General features: G+C 62.3%; 22 protein-coding genes. 9 read left to right on the forward strand and 13 right to left on the reverse strand.

Annotation, left to right across the window (positions count from 1 at the left end):
• Window positions 1–33: 33 nt before the first annotated feature.
• Entirely contained in the window at window positions 34–1245 is a 1212-nt protein-coding gene (locus LAD35_RS05400) for an FAD-dependent monooxygenase (RefSeq protein ID WP_224151671.1), read from the forward strand.
• Between the two features lie 149 nt (window positions 1246–1394).
• Here the strand turns inward: LAD35_RS05400 and LAD35_RS05405 are convergent, their stop codons facing one another.
• Window positions 1395–2672 (reverse strand): MFS transporter, encoded by a 1278-nt coding sequence (locus LAD35_RS05405; protein ID WP_224151672.1) that lies wholly within the window; start codon window positions 2670–2672, stop codon window positions 1395–1397.
• A 241-nt stretch (window positions 2673–2913) separates the two neighbouring features.
• Window positions 2914–3774: a tryptophan 2,3-dioxygenase gene (gene kynA, locus LAD35_RS05410; RefSeq protein ID WP_224151673.1), complete on the reverse strand. Its 861-nt coding sequence runs from the start codon at window positions 3772–3774 to the stop codon at window positions 2914–2916.
• Between the two features lie 106 nt (window positions 3775–3880).
• On the opposite strand from kynA, the gene ada reads away from it, so the two are divergent.
• The 3 genes from ada (at window position 3881) to LAD35_RS05425 (ending at window position 6954) form a co-directional block, all read left to right on the forward strand.
• Window positions 3881–5008, forward strand: a complete 1128-nt coding sequence (gene ada, locus LAD35_RS05415) for a bifunctional DNA-binding transcriptional regulator/O6-methylguanine-DNA methyltransferase Ada (RefSeq protein WP_224151674.1) — start codon at window positions 3881–3883, stop codon at window positions 5006–5008.
• Between the two features lie 100 nt (window positions 5009–5108).
• Entirely contained in the window at window positions 5109–5834 is a 726-nt protein-coding gene (locus tag LAD35_RS05420) for a 2OG-Fe(II) oxygenase (RefSeq protein WP_224151675.1), read from the forward strand.
• 130 nt (window positions 5835–5964) lie between these two features.
• Window positions 5965–6954: a DNA-3-methyladenine glycosylase 2 gene (locus LAD35_RS05425; protein ID WP_224151676.1), complete on the forward strand. Its 990-nt coding sequence runs from the start codon at window positions 5965–5967 to the stop codon at window positions 6952–6954.
• Between the two features lie 79 nt (window positions 6955–7033).
• On the opposite strand, the gene LAD35_RS05430 is transcribed toward LAD35_RS05425, so the two are convergent.
• On the reverse strand, window positions 7034–7615 hold the full coding sequence (locus LAD35_RS05430) for a helix-turn-helix domain-containing protein (protein ID WP_224151677.1): 582 nt from the start codon (window positions 7613–7615) through the stop codon (window positions 7034–7036).
• Between the two features lie 65 nt (window positions 7616–7680).
• Between LAD35_RS05430 and LAD35_RS05435 the strand changes: the two genes are divergently transcribed.
• The gene (locus LAD35_RS05435; protein ID WP_224151678.1) at window positions 7681–9120 is read left to right on the forward strand and encodes an L-lactate permease; all 1440 of its coding nucleotides are present in this window, start codon (window positions 7681–7683) and stop codon (window positions 9118–9120) included.
• Here the strand turns inward: LAD35_RS05435 and LAD35_RS05440 are convergent.
• The 5 genes from LAD35_RS05440 to rtcR all read right to left on the reverse strand — a co-directional run bounded on the left by LAD35_RS05440 (window position 9101) and on the right by rtcR (window position 15498).
• Window positions 9101–9790 (reverse strand): 3'-5' exonuclease, encoded by a 690-nt coding sequence (locus LAD35_RS05440; protein ID WP_224151680.1) that lies wholly within the window; start codon window positions 9788–9790, stop codon window positions 9101–9103. The two genes, LAD35_RS05435 and LAD35_RS05440, sit on opposite strands and share 20 nt — an antisense overlap.
• 21 nt (window positions 9791–9811) lie before the next feature.
• Window positions 9812–11128 (reverse strand): kynureninase, encoded by a 1317-nt coding sequence (gene kynU, locus LAD35_RS05445; RefSeq protein WP_224151681.1) that lies wholly within the window; start codon window positions 11126–11128, stop codon window positions 9812–9814.
• A 73-nt stretch (window positions 11129–11201) separates the two neighbouring features.
• A complete protein-coding gene (gene kynB / locus LAD35_RS05450) occupies window positions 11202–11879 on the reverse strand; it encodes an arylformamidase (protein WP_224151682.1) in 678 nt (225 codons plus the stop codon).
• 14 nt (window positions 11880–11893) lie between these two features.
• Window positions 11894–13261: an amino acid permease gene (locus LAD35_RS05455; RefSeq protein ID WP_224151683.1), complete on the reverse strand. Its 1368-nt coding sequence runs from the start codon at window positions 13259–13261 to the stop codon at window positions 11894–11896.
• Between the two features lie 620 nt (window positions 13262–13881).
• A complete protein-coding gene (gene rtcR, locus LAD35_RS05460) occupies window positions 13882–15498 on the reverse strand; it encodes an RNA repair transcriptional activator RtcR (protein WP_224151685.1) in 1617 nt (538 codons plus the stop codon).
• A gap of 284 nt (window positions 15499–15782) precedes the next feature.
• Between rtcR and LAD35_RS05465 the strand changes: the two genes are divergently transcribed.
• From LAD35_RS05465 to rtcA, 3 genes are all read left to right on the forward strand, one after another.
• A complete protein-coding gene (locus LAD35_RS05465; protein ID WP_224151687.1) occupies window positions 15783–17000 on the forward strand; it encodes an RtcB family protein in 1218 nt (405 codons plus the stop codon).
• A 170-nt stretch (window positions 17001–17170) separates the two neighbouring features.
• Complete coding sequence (locus tag LAD35_RS05470) at window positions 17171–18013, forward strand: nucleotidyltransferase domain-containing protein (protein ID WP_224151689.1); 843 nt, start codon at window positions 17171–17173, stop codon at window positions 18011–18013.
• Between the two features lie 126 nt (window positions 18014–18139).
• Window positions 18140–19237: an RNA 3'-terminal phosphate cyclase gene (gene rtcA, locus LAD35_RS05475; protein ID WP_224151690.1), complete on the forward strand. Its 1098-nt coding sequence runs from the start codon at window positions 18140–18142 to the stop codon at window positions 19235–19237.
• 35 nt (window positions 19238–19272) lie between these two features.
• On the opposite strand, the gene LAD35_RS05480 is transcribed toward rtcA, so the two are convergent.
• On the reverse strand, window positions 19273–19593 hold the full coding sequence (locus LAD35_RS05480) for a YkgJ family cysteine cluster protein (protein WP_224151692.1): 321 nt from the start codon (window positions 19591–19593) through the stop codon (window positions 19273–19275).
• A gap of 109 nt (window positions 19594–19702) precedes the next feature.
• Between LAD35_RS05480 and LAD35_RS05485 the strand changes: the two genes are divergently transcribed.
• Window positions 19703–21163 carry a hypothetical protein gene (locus LAD35_RS05485; protein ID WP_224151693.1) on the forward strand — a complete coding sequence of 487 codons (1461 nt, stop codon included), beginning with the start codon at window positions 19703–19705 and terminating at the stop codon, window positions 21161–21163.
• A gap of 54 nt (window positions 21164–21217) precedes the next feature.
• On the opposite strand, the gene proX (LAD35_RS05490) is transcribed toward LAD35_RS05485, so the two are convergent.
• The 4 genes from proX (LAD35_RS05490) to proV all read right to left on the reverse strand — a co-directional run bounded on the left by proX (LAD35_RS05490) (window position 21218) and on the right by proV (window position 26046).
• Window positions 21218–22228 (reverse strand): glycine betaine/L-proline ABC transporter substrate-binding protein ProX, encoded by a 1011-nt coding sequence (gene proX / locus LAD35_RS05490; protein WP_224151694.1) that lies wholly within the window; start codon window positions 22226–22228, stop codon window positions 21218–21220.
• Window positions 22229–22345: 117 nt separating this feature from the next.
• A complete protein-coding gene (gene proX, locus LAD35_RS05495) occupies window positions 22346–23317 on the reverse strand; it encodes a glycine betaine/L-proline ABC transporter substrate-binding protein ProX (protein ID WP_224152597.1) in 972 nt (323 codons plus the stop codon).
• 150 nt (window positions 23318–23467) lie between these two features.
• Complete coding sequence (gene proW, locus LAD35_RS05500; protein WP_224151696.1) at window positions 23468–24757, reverse strand: glycine betaine/L-proline ABC transporter permease ProW; 1290 nt, start codon at window positions 24755–24757, stop codon at window positions 23468–23470.
• Window positions 24754–26046 carry a glycine betaine/L-proline ABC transporter ATP-binding protein ProV gene (gene proV, locus LAD35_RS05505; protein ID WP_224151698.1) on the reverse strand — a complete coding sequence of 431 codons (1293 nt, stop codon included), beginning with the start codon at window positions 26044–26046 and terminating at the stop codon, window positions 24754–24756. Before proV ends, proW begins: the two co-directional genes overlap by 4 nt.
• Between the last annotated feature and the right edge of the window lie 904 nt (window positions 26047–26950).

The following is a 26950-nucleotide window of genomic DNA, read 5'->3' on the forward strand; positions in this document are numbered from 1 at the left end:
ATGTGCGTGGCCTGATCCCGGCACAATGGTGGCATGCAAGAACAGATTCTGATCGCGGGCGGGGGTATCGGGGGGCTGGCTGCAGCGCTGGCAGCAAGTCTGGCCGGTACGGAGGTGCGTCTGTATGAACGTGCCCCGGCTTTCGGCGAAATAGGGGCTGGCGTACAACTGGGTCCCAATGTGGTGCGGCGCCTGCAGGCCTGGGGGCTGCAAAAGGGTTTGCAGGCCACCGCAGCCTTTCCGCAGGCGCTGGTGTCGCGCAACGCAACCAGTGGCGAGGCACTGGCCCGACTCGACCTCGGAGCCGATGCCGTGGCACGCTATGGCGCCGCGTATGCCACCATCCACCGGGCTGATCTGCACCAACTGCTGCTCGATGCCGTGCAAGGGCGTGATGGCGTGCACCTCAATCTGGACAACCCCGTGGATTACCACGAGGACAATGGCGAGGTCGTCACCATCACCACCAAGAAAGGGAAGAAGATCGAGGGCGATGCGCTGGTAGGGGCCGATGGCGTCTGGAGTCGCACCCGCCTGCGCATGCTGCACGATCAGCCGCCGCGCCAGACCGGCCATCTCGCCTACCGTGCCATGGTGCGCCAGGCCGATCTGCCGCCTGCGCTGCGCACGCAGGAGATCACCGCCTGGATGGGGCCGCGTTTTCATGCCGTGCAGTACCCGGTGCGCGCGGGCGAACTGCAGAACCTGGTCATCATCACCGAAGGTGCACCGCCCGATGATCTGGAAACCTGGGACCATGCCGCCAACGCAGCGGATCTGCAGCGCAGCCTGGCTGGCGCGCACCGGCAATTGCTGGATCTGGTGCAGGCCGTAGCTGCAGTGGGTTCTTCGCCGTGGCGCCTGTGGCCGCTGGTCGAACGTGCACCCGTTGCGGGCCCGCATGAGATGGCCCAAGGTCTGGTGGCGCTGCTCGGGGATGCGGCGCACCCCATGCGACCCTACCTGGCCCAGGGTGCAGCCATGGCCATCGAAGACGCTGCCGAACTGCAGCGTGCGCTCACCATGCACGATCTGGAGTTGCCGCTGCGTTTGCGCCGCTACGCGCTCAACCGCTGGGAGCGCAATGCAAGAGTGCAGGCGCGCGCCATCCGCAACGGTGACATCTTCCATGCCCGCGGCCTCGTGGCCCTGGGCCGTGACACGGCCTTGCGCGCCCTGGGATCGCGGCTGATGGACGTGCCCTGGCTGTACCGGGGCGATGGTTCGTCAGCCACGGTGCTCTGAGGGGTTCCGTTCGCCTTTCGGGATGCATGGCTTTGCTTTAAAAATCATAGCTAGAGGCGATTTACTCTATTGATTTTTAAAGGCTTATAGCTCTGAGGTGCGCTGTTTGCATACACGCATGGCTATCTTTTCGATAGACAGTGCTCTGCCTATCTGCCGCCTTGCTGCGCCAGCAGGGGCGATTTGGGCAGAAAGCGAAAGGCCAGACAGCCCAGCATCAGCATGGCGGCCACGAAAAGCATCACATATTCATAGGTTTCGGCCTGGTGGTGCTCGGCCCAGGCCGCGACTTTGCCAGACCCCCATTGCATCAGCGCCACGCCCAGAAACATGGCCATGGTGTAGACCGAGAGCGCGCGGCCCGTGGTCTCTTTGGGGTAGGACGAGCGCACATCGGCATACTGCAGCACGGAGTAGCCGGATACCAGGCCCATCAGCAGGATCAGGGCTACGGTGGCAAGCGGATGGTGCACAAAGGCGAGGGCGCAGAAGATGCTGGCCATCACGGTGGCGCCAATGATGATGCGGCGGCGGCGCCTGGCCGGGCCCGGGTCGAAGCGGCCAAAGATCGATGGGACGAACAGCGAGATCACCGACACCACCAGGGCCACATTGCCCGTGGCAACGAGGCTGAAACCGTAGCGGTCGATCAGCATCGGGCTCAGCCACAGGCCGCGCACGGTCAGGAACGACGCATAACCAACCATGCCCATCAGCGCAATCGCCCAGGTGTGTGGCACCTTCAGGAGACCGCCAAAGCCTTTGACGGCATTGATCCAACTGGGCTTGGGCAGATCGTCGCTGGCCAGGCGCGGTTCGTGCACGCGCCAGAAGATCGCCAGCCACGACAGCGCACACAGCGCTGCCAGCAGCCCGAAGCCAAAGCGCCAGCCCTGGTGCTGCACCAGCCAGGCCAGCGGCGTGCCGGTGAACAGCAGACCCAGGCCTCCAACCCCCATGCCCACGCCCGACATGAAGGCAAAGCGATCACTGGGAAAGTGGCGCGAGATGAACATGGTGCAGGCCAGAAACGCGGGCGAACAGCCAATGCCGATCAGCAGCTGCCCCAGCATCAGCCAGTGGTAGCTGGGCGCAGCGGCGGAAATGGCTGAACCCGCAATCGCCAGCGGAAAAGCGGTGAGTACGGTTTTGCGCAACCCGTACAGATCCATGCCAACGCCCATGAAGAGCTGGGTGACACCGAAAGACAGGCCAAACAGCCCGGCAAATGCGCCCAGCGACTCAGCAGACAGCCCGAAATCCGTTCGCAGCCCGTCGGCAATGATGGAGGTGACGGTACGGAACGCCTGGCTCAGCGCAAAAGCCGAGAGCAGGGTGAGCAGCATGGCCCACAGTACGGTGGGGGATGCGGGCGGCTGGGCGGCTGCGGGCGCAGCCTGGGATGGGGTTGGGTTGTTGTCGGGCATGGCACAGGCAGGCATTGGCGTGGCAGCGGCGCCGCCTGAAGTATTTGTTTGCTATGTAAAAAATAGCAATTGGCGCTCATCAGGCGGGCGCTGGAGGCTGAAAATGCTGCAATCGCACATGCATACTATAGGACAGACCCGCTGGGTCTGCAGCCCGCGCATGTCACATGCGGCAATCCTGGCAGGATCGGATGCTGGCGTGACGCAACGAGCAAAGGCCACTCGTAGCGCCGCAGGGGAGTCACAAATCTGTACGCAGGCTCCAGATTTCGGGGAACAGCACGACATCGAGCATCTTCTTGAGGTAGCTCACGCCACCCGTGCCGCCTGTGCCGCGCTTGAAGCCGATCACCCGCTCCACGGTCGTGAGGTGGCGGAAGCGCCACTGGCGGAAAGCGTCCTCGATATCGGCCAGCTTTTCGCCCAGCTGGTACAGGTCCCAGTACTGGTGCGGGTCGCTGTAAACGGTGATCCAGGCCTTCTTGACACCTTCGCTCTCCGTGTAGGGCTGGGTCCAGTCGCGTTGCAGTGCTTCCTGCGGCACGGCGATGCCCTCGCGTGCCAGCAGCTGCAGGGCAATGTCGTACAGCGATGGCGATTCGTAGGCCCGCTGCACCTGCTCCAGCAGGTCGGGGCGGTGCGCATGGGGCTTGAGCATGGCTGCATTCTTGTTGCCGAGCGAAAACTCGATGCAGCGGTACTGCGCGCTTTGAAAGCCGCTGGAGTTGGCCAGATAGGGCCGCATGGCCGAGTACTCGGGCGGCGTCATCGTCGAGAGCACGGTCCAGGCGCCCACCAACTGCTCCATGATGCGCGAAACCCGCGCCAGCATCTTGAAGGCCTCGGGCTTGGTATTGGCGGATGGGTTGGCAATTGCCTGCATGGCGGCGCGCAGCTCGTGCAGCATCAGCTTCATCCACAGCTCGCTGGTCTGGTGCTGCACGATGAACAGCATTTCGTCGTGCGCGGGCGACAGTGGGTGCTGGGCGTTCAGGATCTCGTCCAGGTGCAGGTAGTCGCCATAGCTCATGTCTTTGCTGAAATCGAGCTGGGCGCGCTCTTCATGCACAATGGATTCGGGCTTGCTGTTGGTGTCTCGCATGGTGTGTGGGGCTATGAAGCGGCTTGAATTACAGCGCAAGAATGGCACTGCATCGAGGGGCCGCAAGGCCTAAAGTGGCTGCATCGATTGTACTGAGGTGATTCGCATGAAACCGTCTGCCACTCTCGCTTCTGCTTCCCAGCGCGCACAGCAAACCCAGGCTGATCCGCGCTGGGCCGACGTGCGTGCCCGCGATGCCGGTGCCGATGGTCGCTTTGTCTATGCCGTACGCACTACCGGTGTATTTTGCAGGCCCTCGTGCAGCTCGCGCCAGGCCAAGCCAGAAAACGTCAGTTTCTTCGACTCTCCCGCACAGGCGCAGGCAGCGGGCTACCGCGCCTGCAAGCGCTGCCAGCCCGACGCACCGGCCAAACCCGGGCATGCGGCGCTGATGGCTCAGCTGTGCCAATGGATCGCTACCGCTGAGGAGGAGCCCAGCCTGGCCGATCTGGCTGAGCGCGCGGGGATGAGCCCTTTCCATCTGCAGCGGGTCTTCAAGGCGGCGGTGGGTGTGTCGCCCAAGGCCTACGCCAAGGCCCAGCGCCGCCAGCGCCTGCAGGCGGCGCTGGGCGACGCCCAGGAGGCGCCGCGTGTCATCGATGCCATTTTTGACGCTGGCTTTGCCAGCACTGCGCAGCTTTACCGCGACAGCCAGGCCGTGCTCGGGATGACGCCGCGCCAGTACCGCACCGGCGGCGCGGCTCAGAACATTCGCTTTGGTGTGGGCGAGTGCAGCCTGGGGCCTATTCTGGTGGCTGCCACGGAACAAGGCATTTGCGCCATCCTCCTCGGCGATGATGCCGATGCGCTGGTGCAAGACCTGCAGCAGCGCTTTCCCAAGGCGCAACTCGCGGGGGGCGATGCGGCGTTCGAGCGCTGGATGGCGCAGGTCATCGGCTTTGTGGATGAGCCCTCGCGTGGGCTGGCGCTGCCGCTGGATGTGCGGGGCACGGCCTTCCAGCAGCAGGTATGGCAGGCGCTGCGCCGCATTCCGGTGGGCAGCACCGTCAGCTACAGCGAACTGGCGCGCACGCTGGGCATGCCGCAGGCCAGCCGTGCGGTGGCGGGCGCCTGCGCTGCCAATGCGATTGCGGTGGCCATTCCCTGCCATCGCGTGGTGCGCAGCGATGGCGAAATCTCCGGCTACCGCTGGGGCGTGGACCGCAAGCGCGCGCTGCTGCGGCACGAGGCAGAACTGGCTCCCCAGGCCCTGCGGGTGGCGCGTCATGGCTAAGCGGGCGGCCAGCGCTGGCCAGGCTGCCTTGCCGCTGGGTGATGAGGAAATATTTGAAGAGAAATTGCCTGCTGCGCCCATCCATAAAGCGCCAGTTGCTATGAATTTTGAAGATAAAGCGGCAATTCGCCATCTGGCGCACTACGACTGGCCCGGCATTTGCGCGCAGGTGGACAGCCAGGGTTGGGGCCTGCTGCCGGGTTTGCTGGATGCAGGGCAGTGCGCCCAGTTGGCCGGAATGTATGACGAAGCAGCGCATTTTCGCAGCCGCATCACCATGCAGCGCCACGCTTTTGGCCGGGGCGAGTACCAGTACTTTGCCTATCCGCTGCCAGCGCTGGTGCAAGCCATGCGCGACGCGCTGTATGCCCGGCTGCAGCCATTGGCCGAGCGCTGGCGCCAGTTGCTGCAGCCAGAGGCCAGTCCGTGGCCTGCCTCGCACGAGGCTTTCATCGACCAATGCCATGCGGCGGGCCAGGTGCGGCCTACGCCCCTGCTGCTGCGCTATGGCACGGGCGATTACAACTGCCTGCACCAGGATCTGTATGGCGAGCTGGTGTTTCCATTGCAGGTGATCGTGCTGTTGTCGCAGCCAGGGCAGGATTTTGAAGGGGGTGAGCTTGCGCTGACCGAGCAGCGCCCGCGCATGCAATCGCGTGTGCAGGTGCTGCCCCTCAGGCGTGGCGATGCGGCCATCATCGCAGTGCGGGAGCGGCCGGTGCAGGGTGCGCGCGGCAGCTATAGGGTGCAGCACCGGCACGGCGTCTCCACCATACTGCGAGGCGCACGCCACACCCTGGGGGTGGTGTTTCATGATGCGGAGTGAAAACCGCTGGAGGCACAATTGGAGTACACGGTAATCGCTATCAAAATGAAAGCAAATCAGCCAGTCCTTGGTCGTCGCCATAGTGACCCTCGTGTCTGCGTTAGCACTGCCACCTTCTGACTGTCTCCCCATGCCACTGATTCTGGAAACCATTGCAGCGCTGCCCGCCAACTACCGCCCACAAGATGTGCTGGCCCTGCATTCGCGTGATACCCAGCAGCGCTCTGAAAAAGTGGAGGGCTTGCACATCTCCAAAGGCGTAACTTGGCAAGGCCGCCCGGCACTGCTGCAACTGCAGATAGGGCTCGGCCAGGAAAGGCTCGGCCAGAAAGGGCCCGGCCAGGAAAGGCCCGGCGAGCAAACACACGGCCAGGTGCAGGCCCGCCTGACGGTCGACGGGCTGCGCAAAGGCAAGCTTGCCGCTGCCAATGCACAGCAACTGGCCCTGAACGCCATGGTCTCGCGCATGCTGGGGCTGGGCGATGGTGCAGACCAACTGGAGCGGCAGCATGCACAGCACCCGGTGCTGGGCCCCTTGCTGCGTAGCCAGGCGGGCTTGCGGGTACCGGCCAGCAGTACGCCGTTTGAAGCGCTGGTGTTGGCGATTACCGGCCAGCAGATCAGTGTGGCAGCCGCCATTGCGCTGCGTCGGCGGCTGATTGAAACGGCAAGCGTGCAGCACAGCAGTGGCTTGCTATGCCACCCCGATGCGGCGGCACTCGCTGCGCTGACACCGGAGCAACTGCGTGCGGCGGGTTTCTCGGTCAGCAAGATCGCCACCCTCGAGCGGGTTTGCGCCGCGATTGCCGACGGTGCCCTGCCGCTGGACACCTGGGCTGCGCAACCCATGGAGGCCGACTCGGCCCGGGCGCTGGAGGCCGCGCTGCTGGCCATCAAGGGCATTGGCCCGTGGACGGTGCACTACGCCTTGCTGCGCGGCTTTGGTTGGCTCGATGGCAGCCTGCACGGCGACGTGGCGGTGCGCAATGCCTTGGCACGCCTCCTGGACGTGCCCAGCGTGTCACAGCGCGAGGCGGAGCAATGGCTGGGCGCGTTTTCTCCCTGGCGTGCCTTGGTGGCTGCGCACCTGTGGGCCAGCCTGTCGGCCAAAAGCTATTGAAGCCTGAGCGCATGCCCACACGCTCTTTGTGCGCGTGGCTGGCGGCTGGGCCGTTCCTCCAATCCCTGGCGCCAAGCTGTTACGCACCGTGCGACGGCGCTGCCACCAGCAGGATGAAGCGTGCGGTGGCGTTGCCTTCGTTGGCAAAGTGGTGCTCCGTATCCATGGCCAGCTGCGCGCTGTCGCCTGCCTGCAACAACACGGACTCCGCTCCCGTCCAGACCCGGAGCGTGCCGCTTTCCACGTAGAACACCTCGCGTGTGCCGGGGCGGTGGGGCGCAAAGTGGCTGGATACCTGGCCGGGCGGCACGTCGTAGTGCAGCAATTCCAGGCCAGGCAGGGGGCGGGCAAGCGCCAGCCGGACGATACCCGTGTCCTCGTGCACAAAACGCGGGTGCTCGCCCGCCCGGGTGATCTGCGCGGCAGCGGGGCTCTGGATCAAATCGCTCAATTCACAGCCCAGGCCACGTGCGATGGCCATGGCATTGCGCAAGCTCACACTGAGCAGCCCGCGCTCCACCCGCGACAGCGCCCCCGATGTCACGCCGCTTGCCTGGGCCAATTGGTCCAGCGTAATGGCCAGTTGCGCGCGGCGGGCGCGTACGGCCAGGCCGAACTGCAGGTCGGAGTCGGAACCGGGAGAAGGGATTTCAGTCTGCATGGATTGACAAATTTCGTGTAGGAAATATTATTTACCTATATGCAATTTTTACAAGGTCACTACCAATGTACCTGCTATTGAGTGCTTTGCCGGTCCTCGCTGTCATCGCGGGACTGTTGCTGGGGCTGCGTTCGCTGTATGCGGCGCTGCTGGGCGTGGTGCTGGCATTGGCTGGCTGCATGCTGGCTTTTCCCTTGACCGCGCAGGCGGCGCTGCAAGCTGCGACGGGTTGGCTGCCCGTGCTGGTGGAGGTGCTGCTGATCGTTGGCGGCGGCCTGCTGCTCTCGGAGGTGCTGCGTGCTGCGGGGGCGCAGAAAGCCCTGGCGCAATGGGTGATGGGGCGTACCGGCAAAGGCGTTGGCGCCGTGCTGCTGGTGGTGCACGGGGTCACCCCTTTTGCTGAATCGCTCACGGGCTTTGGCATCGGCATCACCATCGGGATTCCGCTGCTGGCGCACAGCGGATTGCCTGCGCGCAAGGTGGCGGTGATCGGTCTGCTCGGCCTGTGCGCTGTGCCATGGGGGTCCATGGGCCCGGGCACGCTGATTGCGGCCACGATGTCGGAGCTTTCGTTTGACGCACTGGGCGTGGCATCCGCGTGGGTCAGCGTGATTCCCATGGTGGTGGTGGGCGTGGCTGCGGCATGGCTGGCCAGCGATAGCGGCCAGCGTGGCACTGCGATGCTGCAGGGGGCGCTGTCCGGCCTGCTGCTGGCTGCGGCCATTGGCCTCGCCAATATGCTGGCCGGCACTTCGGCCGCCGGGGCATTGGGCGCATTGGTGTTGACCGTCTTGTGGCTATGGCTTGGCAGGCGGGGCGTGAAGGGTTCTGCGACGGCTGCCCCTGCGCCATTGAATGCCCTGGGTTGGCGCGCGCTGGCAGCCTATGGCCTGCTGCTGCTCGGTGTGCTGGTGGCAGGGGTGGCGGTGCGCGCAATGCAGTGGACGGGTGTGTGGCATCTGCTGGCATCGCCTGCGGTCTGGCTGTTTGTGGCAGCGGCCTGGTTTGCCAAGGGCCTGCCCGCTGGCAGCAGCCTGCAGCGGGTGTGGCAATCGTGGCGCCAGGTGGCGCCCGTGACCGGTCTTTTCATTGTGCTGGGGGTGGTGATGGCGGTATCGGGCATGGCGGCGCAGCTCGCGCACGCTCTGGCGCAGGGCGGCAGCGCCTATGTGTTTGCCGCCCCGTTTGTGGGCGCCCTGGGCGGCTTTGTGACAGGCTCCAACACCGGGGCCAATGCCATGTTCGCTGCCACGCAGGCCGAGATTGCCCAGGCCCTGGGCGTAGGGGTGCTGCCGTTCATGGCGGTTCACAATGTCAGCGCGGCACTGCTGCTGATGGCATCGCCCGGCAAAGTGGAAATGGCTTGCCAGCTGGTGCCGGTAGGGGCGCCTGGCGAGGTACAGGCGCAGCGCTCATGGGTGCAATCCACCGTGCTGTTGATCACCATGGCTGCGGTGCTGCTGATGGCGATGCTGAACGTGGTGCTCAGTATGGCGTTGCCTTGACCGGGGTCATGCTGGCAAGCTCTGGCAGCTGCGGCTGGGTCTGGCGGGCGGATGTATTGCTGAGCCAGCGGCCCAGGTGCTTGCGCTGGCAGGCCTGCAATTCATTCAGCAACGCGTGGCTAGGGTCTGGAATATGCCAGCGATTGCGCAGGTCGGCCTGCATGCGCAGCAGCAAATGCGCAGTCATTTCGGCATCGGCCAAGGCGCGGTGGGCCTTGTCGGCAGGCGGTAATTGCAGGTGGCGCACGATTTTGCCCAGCGAGTGGCTGGGGGCCTCGGGGTAGAGGCGGCGCGACAGCAATACCGTGCATGCAAACAGGCCGGTACCGAACTCTTGTGAGGCTGGGCAGCCAGCGCGCTCCAGCTCGTCGCGCCAGAACTTGCTGTCGAACGATGCGTTGTGCGCCACCAGCGGCGCGCTGCCGACAAAGGCAGCCGCCTCGCGCATGACCTCTTCGGCCGGTGCCGCCGCCTGCAGCATGGCGGTGGTGATGCCGGTCAGCTGCGTGATGAAGCTGGGCATGCGCTGGCCTGCGTTCATCAGGCTCTGGTAGCGATCGACAATGCGGCCATCCTCCACCATCACGATGCCCACCTCGGCGGCACGCGCCCCATGGGCCGGGCTCATGCCCGTGGTTTCGAAGTCGAGGATGGCGATGCGTTCAGACATGCAATGTCAGGCGGGCGGAGATCAGGTGACCGCGTTGATGCGGTTGAATTCCGGACGCTTCCATTCGCCCGATTCCAGCACCTGGCGCAGGTGTTCCACCGCGTTCCACACGTCTTCAAAGCGGGTGTACAGCGGCGTGAAGCCAAAGCGCAGAATGTCCTTGTGCGGGCCCTTGCCGTTATCGCCCTTGCGGAAATCGCCAATCACGCCACGGGCGATCAGCGCCTGCATGATGGCGTAGGCGCCGCTGCCCTGGCCGTCGACACCAGCGCCTTCATCGCGCGTCAGACATACCTGCGAGCCGCGCGCAAAGATGTCGCGCGGCGTGGCCAAGCCCAGGCCGTGGCCGGCGCAACGGGTCTCTACCAGCTCGATGAACAGGTCGGTCAGCGCCACCGACTTGCGGCGCAGCGCCGTCATGCCGCCATACTGTTCGGCTTCGGTGTACACATCCAGCCCACACTGCAGGGCGCTCAGGGCAATCATGGGCTGGGTGCCGCACATGTAGCGGCGAATGCCCGCCGCAGGCTGGTAATCGCTGGTGAAGGCAAATTGCTCCGCATGGCCGAACCAGCCTGACAGCGGCTGCCAGAACTTGTCGGTGTGGCGCGCATTGACCCAGACAAAGGCCGGCGCTCCCGGGCCGCCGTTGAGGTATTTGTAGCTGCAACCCACTGCGTAGTCGGCATTGGCGCCGTTCAGGTCTACGGGTACTGCGCCTGCGGCATGGCACAGGTCCCAGATTGTCAGAATGCCCTGGGCATGGGCGTCGCGCGTTACCTGGGCCATGTCGTGCATGTGGCCGGTGCGGTAGTTGACGTGGCTGAGCAGCAGCACGGCCACGTCACCCGTCAGGCAGGCGGGCAGCTCTTCGGGCTCGATCAGCACCAGCTCCAGGTTGTGCTGCTTGCACAGTGATTCGGCAATGTACAGATCGGTGGGGAAGTTGCTGCGCTCGCTCACGACCTTGGTGCGGGGTACCGGGTCGGAGAATTCCTGCTGAGACAGGCGGATGGCGGCACTTAGCACCTTGTACAGGTTGACCGAGGTGGTATCGGTGAACACCACTTCGCCCGGGCGGGCGCCAATCCATGGCGCAAACTGGTCGCCCAGGCGCTGGGGCAGGTCGATCCAGCCAGCGTCGTTCCAACTGCGGATCAGGCCCTGGCCCCACTCGCGTTGCACCACATCGGCTACATGGGCCGCTGCGGCCCTGGGCAGGGGGCCCAGCGAGTTGCCGTCGAGATAGATCACGCCATCTGGCAGGTCGAACAGATCGCGCAGTGGCGCGAGCGGCTCTTGCAGATCGACTTCGCGGCAGGCTTCCAAGGTGGTCATGGCAGTGTCTCTTAGAGGAAAATAGGCTGTTGGCGCACGTCTATCAAGCGCCAACAGCTATTGAATTTGTAGTTCAGGAATTTCGATGATTGTAGGCGCCGGGCAGGGCGCGCAGCACGGCGCGCACCGGTGAGGCATCGGCCTGCACCAGTTTGAGCGGCAGCGCAATCAGTTCATAGTCGCCCTCGGGCACGGCATCGAGCACCAGGTTTTCGAGCACGCGCATGTCGTGGCGGCGAATGGTCTGGTGGCTGGGCAGCGCCTTGCTGTCCGCCGGATCGATGCTGGCCGTGTCGATGCCGATCAGGCGCACTCCGCGAGCAGCCAGGCGTTCGACGGTATCGGCTGCGTATCCGGTGAGTGCAGCATCCCAGCGGGTTTGCGGCATCTGCTGGTAGGTGCGCACCAGCACGCGCTCGGGCAGGTCGTCACTGATGGCGTGCTCCAGATGGCACCACTCGATCAGCGCGCCGCAATCCATCGCGTGGATCACCCGGCAGCGGCCCAGGTAAGGCGCCAGATCCACATGGCCGATGGTGGCGCCATCAGGGGCGTAGTGCAAGGGCGCATCGGCATGCGCGCCCGCGTGGGGCGTGCTGGTGATGCTTGCCACATTGACCGGGCAACCCGGCCCGATGGTGGCCACCCATTCCTGCTGGTAGGGCGTATCACCAGGGAAAACCGGCATGCCCACATAGACAGGCGGCGAGATGTCCCATAGCTGCAGAGCGGTGGTGGGTGTGTTTGGCATAGGTATGCAATGTATCAGCGCTGGCGGTACCAGATCTGGTAGACGGCAGCCAGCACCAGCAGCATGGGCACGCCGATCACTGCCGTCATGTGAAACACATCGGTGAAATAGGTGGTGACGATGACGGCCAGCATCAATACGGCGCCGAGCAGCGTCAACACCGGAAAGCCCCACATGCGAAACTGCAGACGCTCGCCCGGGTGCTCGCGCTGCCAGCGCGAGCGGAAGAACAGGTGCGTGACGAACACCATGAACCACGCAAACATGGCGCCGAACATCGAGATCGACATCATCAGCGTGAGCGATTCCTCGGGCTTGAGCACATTGAGCACCATGGCTACCGCCATGCCCAGGCAGGAGACGGCAATTGCACCCATCGGCACGCCACGGCTGTTGACGCGGCCAAGGGCCGCTGGCGCATAGCCGCCGCGCGAGAGGCTGAACATCATGCGCGAGGTGACGTAGAGCTGCGCATTCATCGCCGACAGGCTGGCCACCAGCACCACAAAATTGAGCACGCTGGGTGCGCCCGGGATGCCGACGATCTCCATCACCTTGACGAAGGGACTCTTGTCGGTGCTGGCATGGCTCCACGGCACGATGGCCAGCATCAGCGCCAGCGACAGCAGGTAGAACAGCACCAGGCGCAGCACCGTGGTCTTGAAGGCGGAGGTCACTGCCTGGCGCGGGTTCTGGGCCTCGCCTGCGGCAATGGCAATCGATTCCAGGCTGAGGTAGCTGAAGATGGCCACGATCACCCCCACCCAGGTGCCCCACCAACCGTTGGGAAAGAAGCCGCCATCGGCCGTGTAGTTGGAAAACCCGACACCTGCCGGGCGCGAACCGAACACCACGTAGGCGCCGATCAGGATGAAGGCCACGATGGCCACCACCTTGACCATCGAGAACACATATTCCATCTGCCCGAACGCCTTGACGCTGGTGGCATTGACCGCCGCCAGGACGACCGAGAACAGCGCCACCCACACCCACTGCTCCACATCGGGAAACCAGTACTTCATGTACTTGCCGACCGCGGTTACCTCCATGCCCACGGCCAGCACCACGGCGGCCCAGTAGGCATAGCGCACCACAAAGCCAGCCATGGGGCTGATGTAGTGCTCGGCATAGGCACCAAAGGAGCCGCTCGTGGGGTGCGCCACGGTCATCTCGGCCAGGCACCCCATCAACAGCAGGCCGATGAGCGCGCCAATCGCATAGCTGATGAGAACGCTCGGCCCGGCAAAGCCGATGGCGAAAGCGCTGCCCATGAAAAGCCCCGTACCGATGGCACCGCCAATGGCGATCATGGTCATTTGGGCGGCGGTGAGCTGCTGTAAAAGCCCGCGCTCGCGGCGAGCAATGGATTCAAAAGGGGACACGGGAATGGGCCTGAGTGAGGGGCCGGAGCGGCATTGGTAGCTGCTGGCGCATGGAAGGGAAAGCGGCGATTTTAGGTTTTGTGGGAAATCCATGTTGGCTGTTTGCTGCTTGGACTGCTTTTAATTTTGCAAGTAGCTGTTGGCCGGGACTCGCCCCGGCGGGTGAGGCACTTTCTTGTCTCGCAGCAAGAAAGTACCCAAAGAAATGCGCCCTGTGCTCCTCGGCGCAGGCAGAAGGGGTGAGAGCCGAGCGCAGCGATGGCCCGCGTGGATGTTTGGCTGTCGGGTTGCCCCCTTTTGCATGCGCCTGTGGCGTGGTGTTTGCAGGGTGGCGCTGGCACCGCAGAGTGCCAGCGCTTCGTGATCTGACTTGCCGCATCTGTATGAACGAAGCGCGGAGCGCGCAGTGAGTTATGCGGCACACCCCGCAAATGCTGCGACCCAGGTTGCCCGAAGGCGAAGCCGCAGGGACGCAGGCAGCAGGGCGGCCTTCTTTTGGGTACTTTTCTTGGCCGACAAGAAAAGTGCCTCGCCCGCCGGGGCGAAACCCGGCCAGCAACATGCAACTCAGCCATAGCTTAAAAGCAGGCTACAAGTTCCAAAGCCCAAATCCCAAAGCCTTAGCGCACCCCCACAATCACATCCCAACTGAGCCCAAACTTCTGCAAATACTTGCGCAACCGATCCGCATCATTCACCACGCTCCGCTGCGCCCGCGAGGCTTGAAAAAGTTGGCGCCCAGCATCCGACAAGCTGCTGGCACCGCGGCAAACACGTACGACAGACGCCAGCTGCATCCGGTCAAACAGATCCATCGCAGCAATCGCATCGGCGGGCAATACATCCTCCAGCGCCACCTCTGCAGGGTCATCATTCGATGGCTGCAGTGCATCGGGCCGCTGCCACAACCACTGCAACCGGCCAATCTCGGCCTCAACCTGATCCTCGGTGATACGGCCACTGTGAGACAAGGTGGCCAGGCGTGTCACGCTGGCGTGCAGGTCGCGGAAGTTGCCGCTCCACAAGGCCGCCGGGCTTTGCGCAAACTGCAGATAGCGCTTGCGTGCCTCGGCGTTGAAGCGCTCGGTGCGGTGGGTCTGCTGCGCGTGCAGGGCCAGCAGATGGTCGATATTGGGTTCGATGTCTTCAGCGCGCTGGGCCAGGCCGGGCAGGTTGTAGGTCCACAGGTTGATGCGGGCAAACAGGTCTTCGCGAAACCGGCCAGCGCTCACCTCCAGCCGCAGATCGCGATTGGTGCCGGCAATCAGCTGAAAGTCACTGTTCACCTCGCGGTCCGACCCCATGGGGTAGAAGCGCTTTTCCTCAATCGCCATCAGCAGCATGGCTTGCTCGTCCGCGCCCAGCTCGCCGATTTCGTCGAGAAAGAGAACGCCATGGTCGGCGGTGCGCAGCAGGCCGGCACGCTCGGTAGCGGCGCCGGTGAAGGCGCCCTTTTTGTGGCCAAACAGCGTGCTGGCGGCGCTGTCGCCGCGCAAGGTGGCGCAGTTCACTTCCACAAAGGCGCCGCTCACCTGGTGGCGCGCCTTCTTCAGTTCATACATGCGCCGCGCAAGGAACGACTTGCCCGCGCCGGTGGGTCCCACCAGCAGCATGGGTGCCTGCGAGCGGCCCGCCACCTGTTCGATCTCTTCGATCAGCCGGTTGAAACGCTGGTTGCGTGTGGCGATATGGCTTTTGAGAAAGGCCACGCCGTCTTCGCTGGCCCGTGCGTGGCGCGTGGCAATGGCGTCGTAGCGCGACAGATCCAGATCGATGAGCGTGTAGTTGCCCGCAGCGCCATCCACCTGGCGCTTGGGGGGCGAGGCCTGCAGGATGACGCCCGGCATGGCGCGTGATTCGGCCAGCAGGAACAGGCAGATCTGCGCCACATGCGTACCGGTGGTGATGTTGAGCCAGTATTGCGCGGAATCGCTATCAAATTGATAGCTTTGAGCCCAGTCATAAAGGGCGCCATATACCTGCTGAAAATCCCAGGGATCATGAATGGGCAGCTCCACCAGATGCACCTCGGTCTCGGGGCTCACAGCCGCGATATCAGCCTGCACCAGCCGTGCCAGGTCGATGTGCGATCGCGTATACAGCAACTCCATTCGCGCCACCACCATGTCTTCATGCTGTGTGATCGCGACCGACGGGCGCCACTTGCTCCAGCGGCCAGCGCCGCGCCCGCTGTCCAGCTGGGTACCCAGAAAGCCGATGACGGTGATGGATTTCATGTTGGGATGGGGTGCTAATGATGATAAATAATTCTAAAGTAGCTATCTAAATAGATAAATTTCTATGGTTGAAAAAACGGTGTCAAGATGGCTTGAAAAATGAATTTCTTTAAAAATCATTTTGTTATGACTTTCAAAGGCATAAATTCAAAAGCTGGCATGCTTCTGGCAATAAGAATGGCAAGCGCTGTGTGGCGTGAGTCGGGGAAAGCAAGGCAGGGTCCTTGCTTTCCCGCCGGGCCAGGGCCCGCAATGAACCAGACAAACAAGAAAAAGGAAACACCATGACCTACCAACAAATGCAAGTGCCCAACGGCGTGCCGATCAAGATGTGGACCAACGGCGTGCCCGTGGAGCCAGAGGCCCAAAACCAGCTGGCCAACATCTCGCGTCTGCCCGTCGTGTTCAAGCACGTGGCGGTGATGCCCGATGTGCACCTGGGTATCGGCGCCACCATTGGTTCGGTGGTACCCACCATCAAGGCCATCATTCCGGCGGCCGTCGGTGTGGACCTGGGATGCGGAATGATGGCCTGCAAGACCACGCTGACCGCGAGCGACCTGCCGGACAACCTGGCACCCATTCGCGCTGCCATCGAGCGTGCCGTGCCCGTGGGCATGACGCCCAAGCGCTACGGCCGCGACAAGGGGAGCTGGGAGACGCCGCCTGAGGAAACCGATGCCGCCTGGACGGTTCTCGTCAAGGAGTTCGAGGAAATCTGCGAGGCGCACCCGCGCATCAAGAACACCAACAACTACAAGCATCTGGGAACGCTGGGTACCGGCAACCACTTCATTGAAGTGTGCCTGGATGAAAACCAGTCGGTGTGGATCATGCTGCATTCGGGTTCGCGCGGGGTGGGTAACGCCATCGGCACCCACTTCATCGAGTTGGCGAAAAAGGATGCCGAGCTGCACCAGCGCAACCTGCCTGACCAGGATCTGGCGTACTTCGAAGAAGGCGCCGCTTACTTTGGTGACTATGTGAAGGCGGTCGGTTGGGCGCAGAAGTTTGCGCGCGCCAACCGCGAGGTGATGATGATCCGCGTGATCAACGCGCTCAAGAAGGTGATCACCAAGCCGTTCGAAACGCACTTGGAAGCGGTGAACTGCCACCACAACTACGTGCAACGCGAAACGCACTTTGGCGAAGAGGTGTTTGTAACCCGCAAGGGCGCGGTGAGTGCGCGGGCCGGTGAGCTGGGCATCATTCCCGGAAGCATGGGCGCCAAGAGCTTCATCGTGCGTGGAAAGGGGAACCCCGAAAGCTTCAACAGCTGCAGCCATGGTGCGGGCCGCACCATGAGCCGTAACAAGGCCAAGAAGTTGTTCACCGTGGAAGACCAGGTGCGAGCCACCGAAGGCGTGGAATGCCGAAAGGACGCCGACGTGATCGACGAGATCCCGATGGCCTACAAGGATATCGACGCGGTGATGGCTGCACAGAACGACCTGGTGGAAGTGGTGTACACGCTCAAACAGGTGGTGTGTGTGAAGGGGTGAGGGCCAGGGTCGTGCTGCCGCTTTTGGGATGAAAGGCGGCAGCTTCAGCGCTGGCTGCCGCTCAGCCGTGGGATGCGTCTCGTCTGAACCTCTTCTGTAAATTTGATCTCGCTATATCTATATATTTGGTGGCTGTGTGCGTTTTAGGAATAAACGCTGGAGGTTGTTTGATGTGCGAAGAAAGAGAACTGCTGCATTCTGCGCACCCCGTGGAGGCGTCCATGCGCATTGAGGTATTGGAGAGCTTGCGCCGTATAGAAGCGGAACACAAGGTGACCGTATTGTTTGCCTGCGAATCCGGCAGCCGTGGCTGGGGTTTTGCCTCGCCTGACAGCGACTACGACGTGCGATTCATCTACGTTCACCGGCTGCCCTGGTACTTGACGGTGGCACCGGGCCGAGACGTTATCGAGCTGCCGATCAGCGGTGAGCTGGATGTGAACGGCTGGGATTTGCGCAAGGCGCTTGCGTTGCTGCGCGAATCCAACCCCACGCTACTGGAGTGGCTGGGCTCGCCCATCGTCTATCGGGAGGAGGCAGATGTCATGGACCGCTTCCGCAGGTTGGCGCAGCGCGTGTTTTCCAACGCCAAAGGCTGGCATCACTATGCCAGCATGGCCAAGAAGAACTTTCGCGAACATCTGCAAGCGGATGAGGTGCGCTACAAGAAGTACTTGTACGTGCTGCGTCCCTTGTTGGCTGCGCGCTGGATTCGTGCCCGGCCAGGTGTGCCGCCCATGCGCTTTGCGGAACTGGCCCAGCACACCCTGGATGCCACCCGCGACGCAACGCTGATTGCTGAAATCAACGCATTGCTGGAAGTCAAGATGCGAGCGGGCGAAGCAGCCACCAGCCCACGTTGGCCCGGAATTCATGCCTTCATCGAGACCGAGCTGGCGCGCAATGCGGCGGAGCCCGTGCAGCCTGTGCCAATGGCAGGACATGCCGATCTGGATGCATTGCTGCACGATACGGTATTGCATTTTGACCGCCGCTGTCATGACCGCAGTTGATGTGCGAGGTGTATTGCAACGCGCCTGGCTATGCAGGGCTCTGGAATGGAGCCTTGCAATTTCAGAGAGACCTGCCTGCTGGGCAATTTGGCCCCAAGCAGGCACCAAGAGAAAAGAACAAGAACGATGTCAACAACAAGTACAGAATGGAAGGCGGTAGGCCGGGACGTGTCGCGGATTGAGCCGCAAGTCGAAATTGACGGCTCGCAAGGCGAAGGCGGTGGCCAGATTCTGCGCACAGCGCTGGCGCTGTCCGTGATCACGCAAAGGCCGCTGGCGGTGCGCAACATCCGCGCAAAGCGCCCCAAGCCTGGCCTGATGCGCCAGCACCTGGCCTGCGTGCATGCCGCGCAGGCGATCAGTGATGCCCAGGTATCGCCCGTGGCGGTGGGCGCTACCGAACTGCACTTTGCGCCGCGCGCGCTCCGGGCGGGCCAGTACCAGTTTCCGATTTCGGGTGCGGGCAGCTCCATGCTGGTGCTGCAGACGGTATTGCCTGCGCTGCTGCTGGCAAAGGGCGAGAGCGAAGTGCGCTTGTCGGGTGGTACGCACAACCCGATGGCGCCGAACTACCACTTTGTAGAGCGCGCTTTTGCGCCGCTGGTGGCGCGGTTGGGCGCGCGGGTCGATATGGAGCTGCGCCGCTTTGGCTTCTATCCTGCCGGCGGCGGTGAGGTGCAGGTGCGCATCGTGCCTGCAGTTGGTACGCTGCAGCCATTTGATCTGCTGGCGCGGGGCGATCTGCAGCATGTGGTGGCAGAGGCCGTGTGCGCTGCAGTGCCCAAGGCGGTTGCCGCGCGGGAGTTGGATGAGTTGGCGAGGCTGACGGGCTGGGATCGCAGCGCCATGCAGCAGTTGCCCGCCCGCCAGCATGAAGGCCCTGGCAATATTCTGCTGGCTACCCTGCATTACACACACGTGACGGAGCTGTTCAGCTGTCTGGGCGCGCATGGCGTGTCGTCGGAAGCGGTAGCGCGCAATCTGTGCCAGCAGATGCGCGATTACCAGAAGAAGCCCGAGGCGGCGGTGGGCGCACACCTGGCTGACCAGCTGGTGCTGCTGCTGGCGCTGGCGGTATGGCAAAGCGGAAAGCGCGCGGCTTTCAGTTGCAGCGAGGTGACGGAGCATCTGCGCAGCAACATGGAAGTGATCCAGCAGTTCTTGCCGCTGCGCATTTCCATCGAAACAGCATCGGCCCCGGTGGTGCATATCGCTCCGGCGTAGAACCTTCACAGGAGCAACAGCGATAAAAAAGCGGTCTAGTACAGACCGCTTTCCAGTGCAGGCAGACCGTGCCTTTGGCGCACCCGGTTGCAGGCCTCGCTGCCTGCTGCAAATTCGCGGCAGGGCGAGGGTCGCCATTCGTAGATGCCGCAAGCGGCCTTTTCGCCCACCGTGCCCGTCAGTGCTGCACAGCGTGGCCGTGCGTAGTCGGTACCGCGCATGCGGCAGATGGAATCATTGATCTCGTCCGCCAGGCTCGCCGGTACTCGCCCGCCATGGATCTCCGATTCATAGACCGAAAAATCGACACGAAAACTGGCGCAGCAGGCGCCACAGGTAAGGCAGGGGTGAGGCATGGATTTTGTGACAAAGCGAAAAAAGCCCGAGCTAGCGTGACCAGGGTGATTGCATGCAGCTAGCTAGATATGGCATAAGCCTATCTATGCAATAAATAAAGGAGTTTGTATGGCGCTACGTTCTATTTTGCCATTTCGACTGGGTGCTGTAGTCGGGGCTGCGTTGCTGGCGACCGCGTGCGGCGGAGGTGGTTCTGACAGTGCCAATCAAGGCAATCCCAATCCACTGGTTGCGGATACCGCTTTTGGAGAGGGCGGCAATGTCCGTATTGCTTTGGGATCTTTTAACGGAGCATTGAGCGCCATTGCCGAACAGCCCGATGGCAAGTTGATTGCCGCGGGGTATCGCAAACTGGGGCCGTCAGTGGTAGAGCAGTACCCCTTTGGGGTACGGCCCAAGAGTGCGGTGTTTGTGAATCGGTATCTTGAGAATGGGCAGCTGGATTCCAGTTTTGGAAGTGGCGGAACCGTCGACATTTCTGTTCGGGGCGCAGATATATCACCATATCTGAAGGTGATGGAGGATGGTGAAATCTATGTATCCATTAATGCGTCTCGGCCATGTAACTATGAATATGCAGGCAGTCTTCGGCTGATGTGTACTGTTGATGGGGTGCGCGAAGATTCGAAAACGGTATGGGTGAAATTGAAAAGCTCTGGGGAACTGGATGCAGGCCCCGCTGGTGATGGCTTGAATGCAGCACAGTTACCTGAAGCGATTCGTGTGCTCGCTAACCAGGTAACGGGACAGCGATTGGCTCTGGAGAATGGAAAATACCTCGTTTTGCAATCCAATACCAATGCGGTGGGGCAGATATATAGCTGGAGCCTGATGCGCTATTTGGCAGATGGATCTGTGGACAGCCAGTTTGGCACCAATGGTGTGGTGTATTCGCGTTGCAAGACCAACCAAGGCCGTGTGGTTGCGGACAGGCAAGGCAATGTATGGGTTGTTTCAGCTGTCAGCGCTAACTATTCCCAGCCGTCTGCCGATATGGGGCTTTGTACCGAAAAAATCAGCGAGTCGGGCTTGCCGAGCGTGAGTGCGCCCAATCCGATAAAGACGGCGTTGGGTGCCAATGTGTCTGTTCACGATGCAAAGCTGACGGATGACGGGGCATTGATGGTGGTATTGGGAACAAGCAATGCAGGCGGCTATGGGCTGAAAGCATTGAAGTACCAGGCAGATGGAAATCTGGTGGATAGCTATGGCACACGAGGGATTGCCGATCTGCAAGGACTGAGTGCAGACCAAATGGCAAGAATTGGGGTTCGTATCGTGGATGGTTCCGGGGCGATGGCCGGACTGGCCCCAGGACAGCGTTCTTCCAATAGCAACTATGACCGCCCGAATCTTTGGGCGCAGTGGTTGGCAGACGGAACACCCAATAGGCGCTTTGGAAATGACGGGATATTGACCATGGGAGATGTGCCTGATTTTTCCATCCGTGCTGTGGCCCTGGTAGACCGTCGTAAGCGTTGGCTGATGCAGACCACGACTTCGGCAAGTGCCCACATCGATTCAGAAGGTTTGGTGACCTTGACGCGTCTGGTTGGCGATAGCCATTAGCGTGGTAAAAAGCCCCCTGCAAACTTGCAGAGGGCTTTTTTCCAGGCGAGTAGATTATTTACCGGCTGCAGCCGCCTCCTTCACCCAGCCATCAAACCTGGCCTGGTTCTTCTTGATCCAGCTGTCCACATGGCGGTCGATGTCGGCGGTCTTGTTCTCGCCATTGCGCATCAGCAGATTCTGGGCGGTGATGTCTTCAATGGGCACTTGCATGATGGCAAACAGCTTGGCTGCTGCCGGGTTGGCATCGGCCCATTTCTTGTTGGCCAGAATGTACTGATTGTTCACCTTGAAGCCATAGTTCTTGCCGTTGGGCAGGCGGGTGTCGTCATCGCCCTGGGCGCCAGGGATGTTGGGCACCTGCAGCCACACCACGTCCTTGCCCGGCTGGAGCACCCCGTTGACCCAGTAGGGCGTCCACACATAGTAGAGCACCGGTTTGCCGGACTGGTAGCGCGCAATGGTGTCGGCAATCAGGGCGGCGTAGTTGCCCTGCCTGTGGGTGACGCTGCCTTCCAGGCCCAGGCCCTTGAGGTGTTTGTTGATGGCCAGCTCGCAACCCCAGCCGGGATTGCAGCCGGTCAGGTCTGCCTTGCCGTCGCCATCGGTGTCAAACAGCTTGGCGATTTGGGGATCCTTGAGCTGCATGATGTCGGTGATCTTGTATTTGTCAGCTGTGGCCTTGTCGATCAGATAGCCCTGCGCCGCATTGGTGGAGAACACGCCTTCGCGGTAGAACACCTTGGCGCCGCCGTTGCGGTCGTAAAAGCTCTGGTGCAGCGGAATCCAATGGTTGGCCATGAAGGTGGCATCGCCCTGGGCCACCACCACGTGTTCGGTGCCGTTTTCAAGACCCTTGGGAGCCTTGACGCTGTAACCCAGCTTTTCGAGTGCGCGCGAAACGATCAGGGTCTGGAACATTTCTTCATCGACGGTGCCCAGAAGCGGGAGGGCATCCACGCCCTTGCCCGGTAGATTCTGTGCCTGGGCATGGGCAGTCGTGCTCAGCAGCAAGGCAGCGACGATGCCTGTCAGGGCGGTGCGGCGGGTGTTGTGTTGGTTCATGGTTCTCCTTGGATGAATGTTGCCCTTGGCGAGCTGATGCAGGCCATTCGAACCCAGTGGCCTGGGCCCGGTGGGCATGAAAAAGCGGCACACACGGTGCCGCTCGGAAGCGAAGAATTATTTGGAGGTGGCTGCTGCCTTGGCCTGTTCGATCCAGCCGTCAAAGAGCTGCTGGTGGGCCTTGATCCAGCCATCGGCATGGCGCTCGATATCGGCAGGCTTGTTCTGGCCGTCCTTCATCGCCAGGTTCTGCGCGTTGATGTCGGCCACGGGCAGCTTCATGAGGGAAAACAGCTTGGCCGCCGCGGGGTTGGCGTCGGTAAAGCGTTTGTTGGCAACGATCTTCTGCGTGTTCAGCGGAAAGCCGTAGTTCTTGCCATTGGGCAGTGCCGTCTTGGTTTGCGCCTGATCACCCGGCAGCGCGGTAAAGGGTACCTGCAGCCAGACCACGTCGCGGCCTGGGCGCAGCTCGGCGCTCACCCAGTAGGGCGTCCAAGTGTAGTAGAGGATGGGCTTGCCCGATTTGTAACGCGTGATGGTGTCGGCCATCAGCGCCGCGTAGGCCCCCTGTACATGGGTGACGGTGTCGCGCAGCTTGTAGGCTGAGAGTTGGTGCTCGATGGCGCCTTCACAGCCCCAGCCGGGCGTGCAGCCGGTCAGATCGGCCTTGCCATCGCCATTGGTGTCGAACAGCGCCGCAATCTTGGGATCCTTGAGCTGTTCGATATTGGTGATGTTGTGGGCATCGGCGGTTTTCTTGTCGATCAGGTAGCCCTGCACGGCGCTGGTGGAGTACTCGCCTTCTCGGTAGAGCTTGGCGGCGCCCCCTGCGTTCTTGTAGAACTCGGCATGCAGCGGATCCCAGTGGTCGGCCATGAAGGTGGCATCGCCGTTGGCAATAGCCACGTGGGCGGTGGCGTACTCCACTTCGCGGATCGGCAGCACGTTGTAGCCCAGCTTCTGGAGCGCCTTGCTTACCAGCAGGGTCTGAAATGTTTCTTCGGCAATCGAGCTTTGCAGCGGCTGCACCTGAACGCCTTTGCCTGGCAATTCCTGTGCCTGAGCACCGGTGCCTGCGGCCAGGCCCATGGCAAGCAGGCTGCTGGTGAGGATGGTGCGGGTGTTGCGCAACGCCGTTGTGAGGGGAGAATGTTGAAACATGATGCTCCTTTTTAATAGCTGCCTGCGCTTTATAGAAAAGCGCAGGCGGTGGTTTTTATGAATGAGTGGAATGTGTGCTCAGTGCGCAGCCGCTGGCTGGGGCTGGTGCGTGCCCTGTGTTGCGTTTGCAGGTGCAACTGGTGCAACCGCTTCCGTCTTGCGCAGGCTGCGTGCCACCAGGCCGACGGGGCCCGTCTGCCACCAGTGGCGCACGCCACGTCGGGGCTGGCCCATGGCCTGGGTGATGCGGTCGAGCAGGATGGCCAGCAGCACGATGCCCAGGCCGCCCACGGTGGCCAGGCCCATGTCCAGGCGGCCAATGCCGCGCAGCACCATCTGGCCCAGGCCCCCTACTGCAATCATCGAGGCGATCACCACCATCGACAGCGACAGCATCAGCGCCTGGTTGATACCGGCCATGATCGATGGCATGGCGAGCGGCAGTTGTACCTTCCACAGCAGCTGCATTGGCGAGGCGCCATAGGCGCGGCTGGCCTCGATCAGATCGGGCCGCACCTGGCGGATGCCGAGGTTGGTCAAGCGGACGAGCGGCGGCAGCGCAAATACGATGGTGACCACCACGCCAGGCACGTTGCCAATGCCAAACAGCATCACCACGGGCACCAGGTAGACGAAGGCGGGGGTGGTCTGCATGGCGTCCAGCACGGGGCGGAAGAACTTCTGCGCACGGTCGCTGCTTGCCAGCAGAATGCCCAGCGGCAGGCCAATGATGATGCAGAAGGCGAGCGAGGTCAGGACCAGCGACAGCGTGACCATGGCCTCATGCCAGATACCCAGCATGCCGACGATCAGCAGCGACACGATGGCCCCAATGGCCAGGGCGCCGCCGGCAAACTGCCATGCCACCAGGGACAGGATGGCAATCATCGCGACCATGGGAATGGCGGTGAGCAGGTGTTCCACGCCATTGAGCGTTCCGTCAATCGGCACGCGCACGGCCTGGAAGAAGGGGCGGAAATGCGCCACCACCCAGGTCAGGCCGCTGTTGATCCAGTCCTGCACCGGCAGGCTGCCGTCCCACAGCTGGTGTAGCGAAAAGCCGCTGTCCTGCACCTGTTGCGCCGCCTGCACGGCGTGCGATGGGTCGGCCGCCTGCGCAGCGCCCGTGACGGCATTGGCAACTGCATCCGGGCCGCCAAGCCAGTCGGTATTGCCCGAGACCTCGCCTACGGCGACCCAGGGATCACTGCTGGCACTGTTGGCGGTGGAGGCTGCTGCTCCAGCGGCATCGGCGGCCGGGCTGGCGGCGTTGCCGGTCCAGGACGCTGCGGTTTCGGTGCTGGACATGGTGTCTGCCCACGGGTCGCTGGCAGTGTTCTGGGCGATGGTGATGGGGGCTTTACTCATGCGGCAATCCTGTTCTCGTTGTTGTGGGTTTCAGCGGTCGTGGCGGTGGCTGCCTGCACGGCAAGCACGGCAGGGTCGGTGGGCGGCACTGGAGGGGTGTCCCGATCCAGGAAGCGCAGCAAGGTGTTCTTGCTGATCACGCCGGCAAACCGGCCATCGGCTTGCAAGACGGGCAGCGGACAGGGGGCTTGCGCCACCTGGCCGAACAGATTGGCCACCAGCGCATCGGCAGCAATCGGTTCCACCTTGTCCAGGTAGGCGTTCTGCAGGCCCAGCGGGCCGACATGGCCTTGCAGCGCGCCGCGCAGCGAATCGGCGGACACCGTGCCCAGGTACTGCTTGCGGGGCGAGACGATGTAGGCGAAGTCGCGGTCTTCGTCTTGCAGCAGCTGCAACGCCGCGCGGGCACCGCGCTGGTCGCTCTCCTTGACGATGGTGATCGCGCGGCGTGCAATATCGCCTGCCTTGAACACGGCGGCTGCATCCACGCCCTGAATGAAGGCCCGCACATAGTCGTTGGCGGGGTTGCGCAGAATCTCGTCCGGTGTGCCCACCTGCTGCACCTGGCCGTCCTTCATGATGGCGATGCGATCGCCAATGCGCATGGCCTCGTCCAGATCGTGCGAGATGAACACGATGGTGCGACGCTTGACCTCCTGCAGGCGCATCAGCTCGGACTGCATCTCGGTGCGGATGATGGGGTCGAGGGCGGAGAACGCTTCGTCCATCAGCAGGATGGCGGGGTCGGAGGCCAGTGCCCGGGCCAGGCCCACGCGCTGCTGCATGCCGCCCGAGAGCTCGTCCGGGTAGCTCGCGCCCCAGCCAGCCAGGCCTACCTGTTCCAGGGCCTGCTCGGCGGCGGCAAGGCGCTCCTGGCGGCCCACGCCAGCCAGCTCCAGGCCGAAGGCAGTGTTGTCCAGCACGGTCAGGTGCGGCATCAGCGCAAAGCTCTGGAACACCATGCTGATGTCCTTGCGGCGCAAGGCACGCAGCTCGCGGTCGCCCAGTTTGTTGATGTCCTGGCCGTCGACCACGATGGCGCCACTGGTGGGCTCGATCAGGCGGTTGAGCATGCGCACCAGCGTGGACTTGCCCGAGCCTGACAGGCCCATGACGACAAAAGTCTCGCCGGCTTCGATGGTGAAGTTGGCATCAAACACGCCAATCGACTGGCCGGTCTGCTCCATCACTTCTTGCTTGCTGGCGCCCTTGCGCACAAGATCCAGCGCAAGCTTGGGGGAATCACCGAACACCTTGAACACATGCTCGATACGGATTTGTTTGGCCATAGAGGCACCTCCCTTGTCAGAAGCTGCTTGCGCCAGATTGCGCCAACGCACGGCCCCGTTCAGCGCGGGGGGGCGATGGTGAAACAAAAGCAAATCCGTGATTTGCGATCTGTGAAAAGGCGTAAGCGGCTTGTATGAAGTTGCACATTGCCGGGCGCGCGCAGCAGCGCGCGGACCCGGCACGGGACCGTGAAAGCCAAACCCTGATGCCGACAGCTCCGCCCGCCAGCGCAGACGGCGCCAGCTGGGCAAGCCCTCGTGGTGAGGGGCGGGACACATAGTGACCAACAATTTCTGCCTGTACCGGGCGTGCATGCCAGAAGCCAAAAGGCGCCAGTTGCGCTGCTTCAGGGTCGAGCCCGGGTACAGGGTCTCTCGTGCGCATTGGAAGAGGTCCGGTCAGGAGGACTTCCAATCACGCGAGCGTGGCGGGCACTGTACAAAGGCCACCACGCCGGGGCATCAGGGCCGGAAGCATTCCGGCCTTTAGACGGACTTCGGCATGGCGCCAAAGACCCGACGGAGACGATCCACGCTGACGTTGTTCAGCACGGATTACCTGCATTGCAGGTTGTAAAACATCGTTTTAGTATACGGATTTGAGATAAAGAAATCAAAGGATGATGGTTTCATCCGGGGTAATTTCGGTCCATTTCGGTGGTGGAGCGGTGCGTGCGTTTTTCAGAACCGCTATCTTTTTTGTAGTTCTTTTTGACGCTATATGGTCGGATCGGTCGATACCGGGTGTTGTGAATTTTGTAACATTTAAAGAATAATTTCGTTACAAAAAAATCAAAATGTGGAACTGCCGAAACGCAATTTTTGGCGGTTGCCGGCGGATGGCCTAGCTTGCTCAGTCAAAGATGTCTTTTGCTGCAAATTGACAGCGCGTTGACGTAATTGG

It is taken from the genome of Comamonas odontotermitis (assembly GCF_020080045.1).
GTDB classification, from domain to species: domain Bacteria; phylum Pseudomonadota; class Gammaproteobacteria; order Burkholderiales; family Burkholderiaceae_C; genus Comamonas; species Comamonas odontotermitis.

Bases quoted from the DNA above. Each gene is read 5' to 3' on its own strand.
- LAD35_RS05485 (WP_224151693.1), top strand. From the start codon at position 19,703: ATGGCGCTACGTTCTATTTTGCCATTTCGACTGGGTGCTGTAGTCGGG.
- LAD35_RS05425 (WP_224151676.1), top strand. From the start codon at position 5,965: ATGCCACTGATTCTGGAAACCATTGCAGCGCTGCCCGCCAACTACCGC.
- LAD35_RS05435 (WP_224151678.1), top strand. From the start codon at position 7,681: ATGTACCTGCTATTGAGTGCTTTGCCGGTCCTCGCTGTCATCGCGGGA.
- LAD35_RS05465 (WP_224151687.1), top strand. From the start codon at position 15,783: ATGACCTACCAACAAATGCAAGTGCCCAACGGCGTGCCGATCAAGATG.
- rtcR (WP_224151685.1), bottom strand. From the start codon at position 15,498: ATGAAATCCATCACCGTCATCGGCTTTCTGGGTACCCAGCTGGACAGC.
- LAD35_RS05480 (WP_224151692.1), bottom strand. From the start codon at position 19,593: ATGCCTCACCCCTGCCTTACCTGTGGCGCCTGCTGCGCCAGTTTTCGT.
- rtcA (WP_224151690.1), top strand. From the start codon at position 18,140: ATGTCAACAACAAGTACAGAATGGAAGGCGGTAGGCCGGGACGTGTCG.
- LAD35_RS05420 (WP_224151675.1), top strand. From the start codon at position 5,109: ATGAATTTTGAAGATAAAGCGGCAATTCGCCATCTGGCGCACTACGAC.
- kynA (WP_224151673.1), bottom strand. From the start codon at position 3,774: ATGCGAGACACCAACAGCAAGCCCGAATCCATTGTGCATGAAGAGCGC.
- LAD35_RS05440 (WP_224151680.1), bottom strand. From the start codon at position 9,790: ATGTCTGAACGCATCGCCATCCTCGACTTCGAAACCACGGGCATGAGC.
- proW (WP_224151696.1), bottom strand. From the start codon at position 24,757: ATGAGTAAAGCCCCCATCACCATCGCCCAGAACACTGCCAGCGACCCG.
- LAD35_RS05430 (WP_224151677.1), bottom strand. From the start codon at position 7,615: ATGCAGACTGAAATCCCTTCTCCCGGTTCCGACTCCGACCTGCAGTTC.
- proV (WP_224151698.1), bottom strand. From the start codon at position 26,046: ATGGCCAAACAAATCCGTATCGAGCATGTGTTCAAGGTGTTCGGTGAT.
- proX (WP_224151694.1), bottom strand. From the start codon at position 22,228: ATGAACCAACACAACACCCGCCGCACCGCCCTGACAGGCATCGTCGCT.
- kynB (WP_224151682.1), bottom strand. From the start codon at position 11,879: ATGCCAAACACACCCACCACCGCTCTGCAGCTATGGGACATCTCGCCG.
- LAD35_RS05405 (WP_224151672.1), bottom strand. From the start codon at position 2,672: ATGCCCGACAACAACCCAACCCCATCCCAGGCTGCGCCCGCAGCCGCC.
- ada (WP_224151674.1), top strand. From the start codon at position 3,881: ATGAAACCGTCTGCCACTCTCGCTTCTGCTTCCCAGCGCGCACAGCAA.
- LAD35_RS05400 (WP_224151671.1), top strand. From the start codon at position 34: ATGCAAGAACAGATTCTGATCGCGGGCGGGGGTATCGGGGGGCTGGCT.
- kynU (WP_224151681.1), bottom strand. From the start codon at position 11,128: ATGACCACCTTGGAAGCCTGCCGCGAAGTCGATCTGCAAGAGCCGCTC.
- proX (WP_224152597.1), bottom strand. From the start codon at position 23,317: ATGGGCCTGGCCGCAGGCACCGGTGCTCAGGCACAGGAATTGCCAGGC.
- LAD35_RS05470 (WP_224151689.1), top strand. From the start codon at position 17,171: ATGTGCGAAGAAAGAGAACTGCTGCATTCTGCGCACCCCGTGGAGGCG.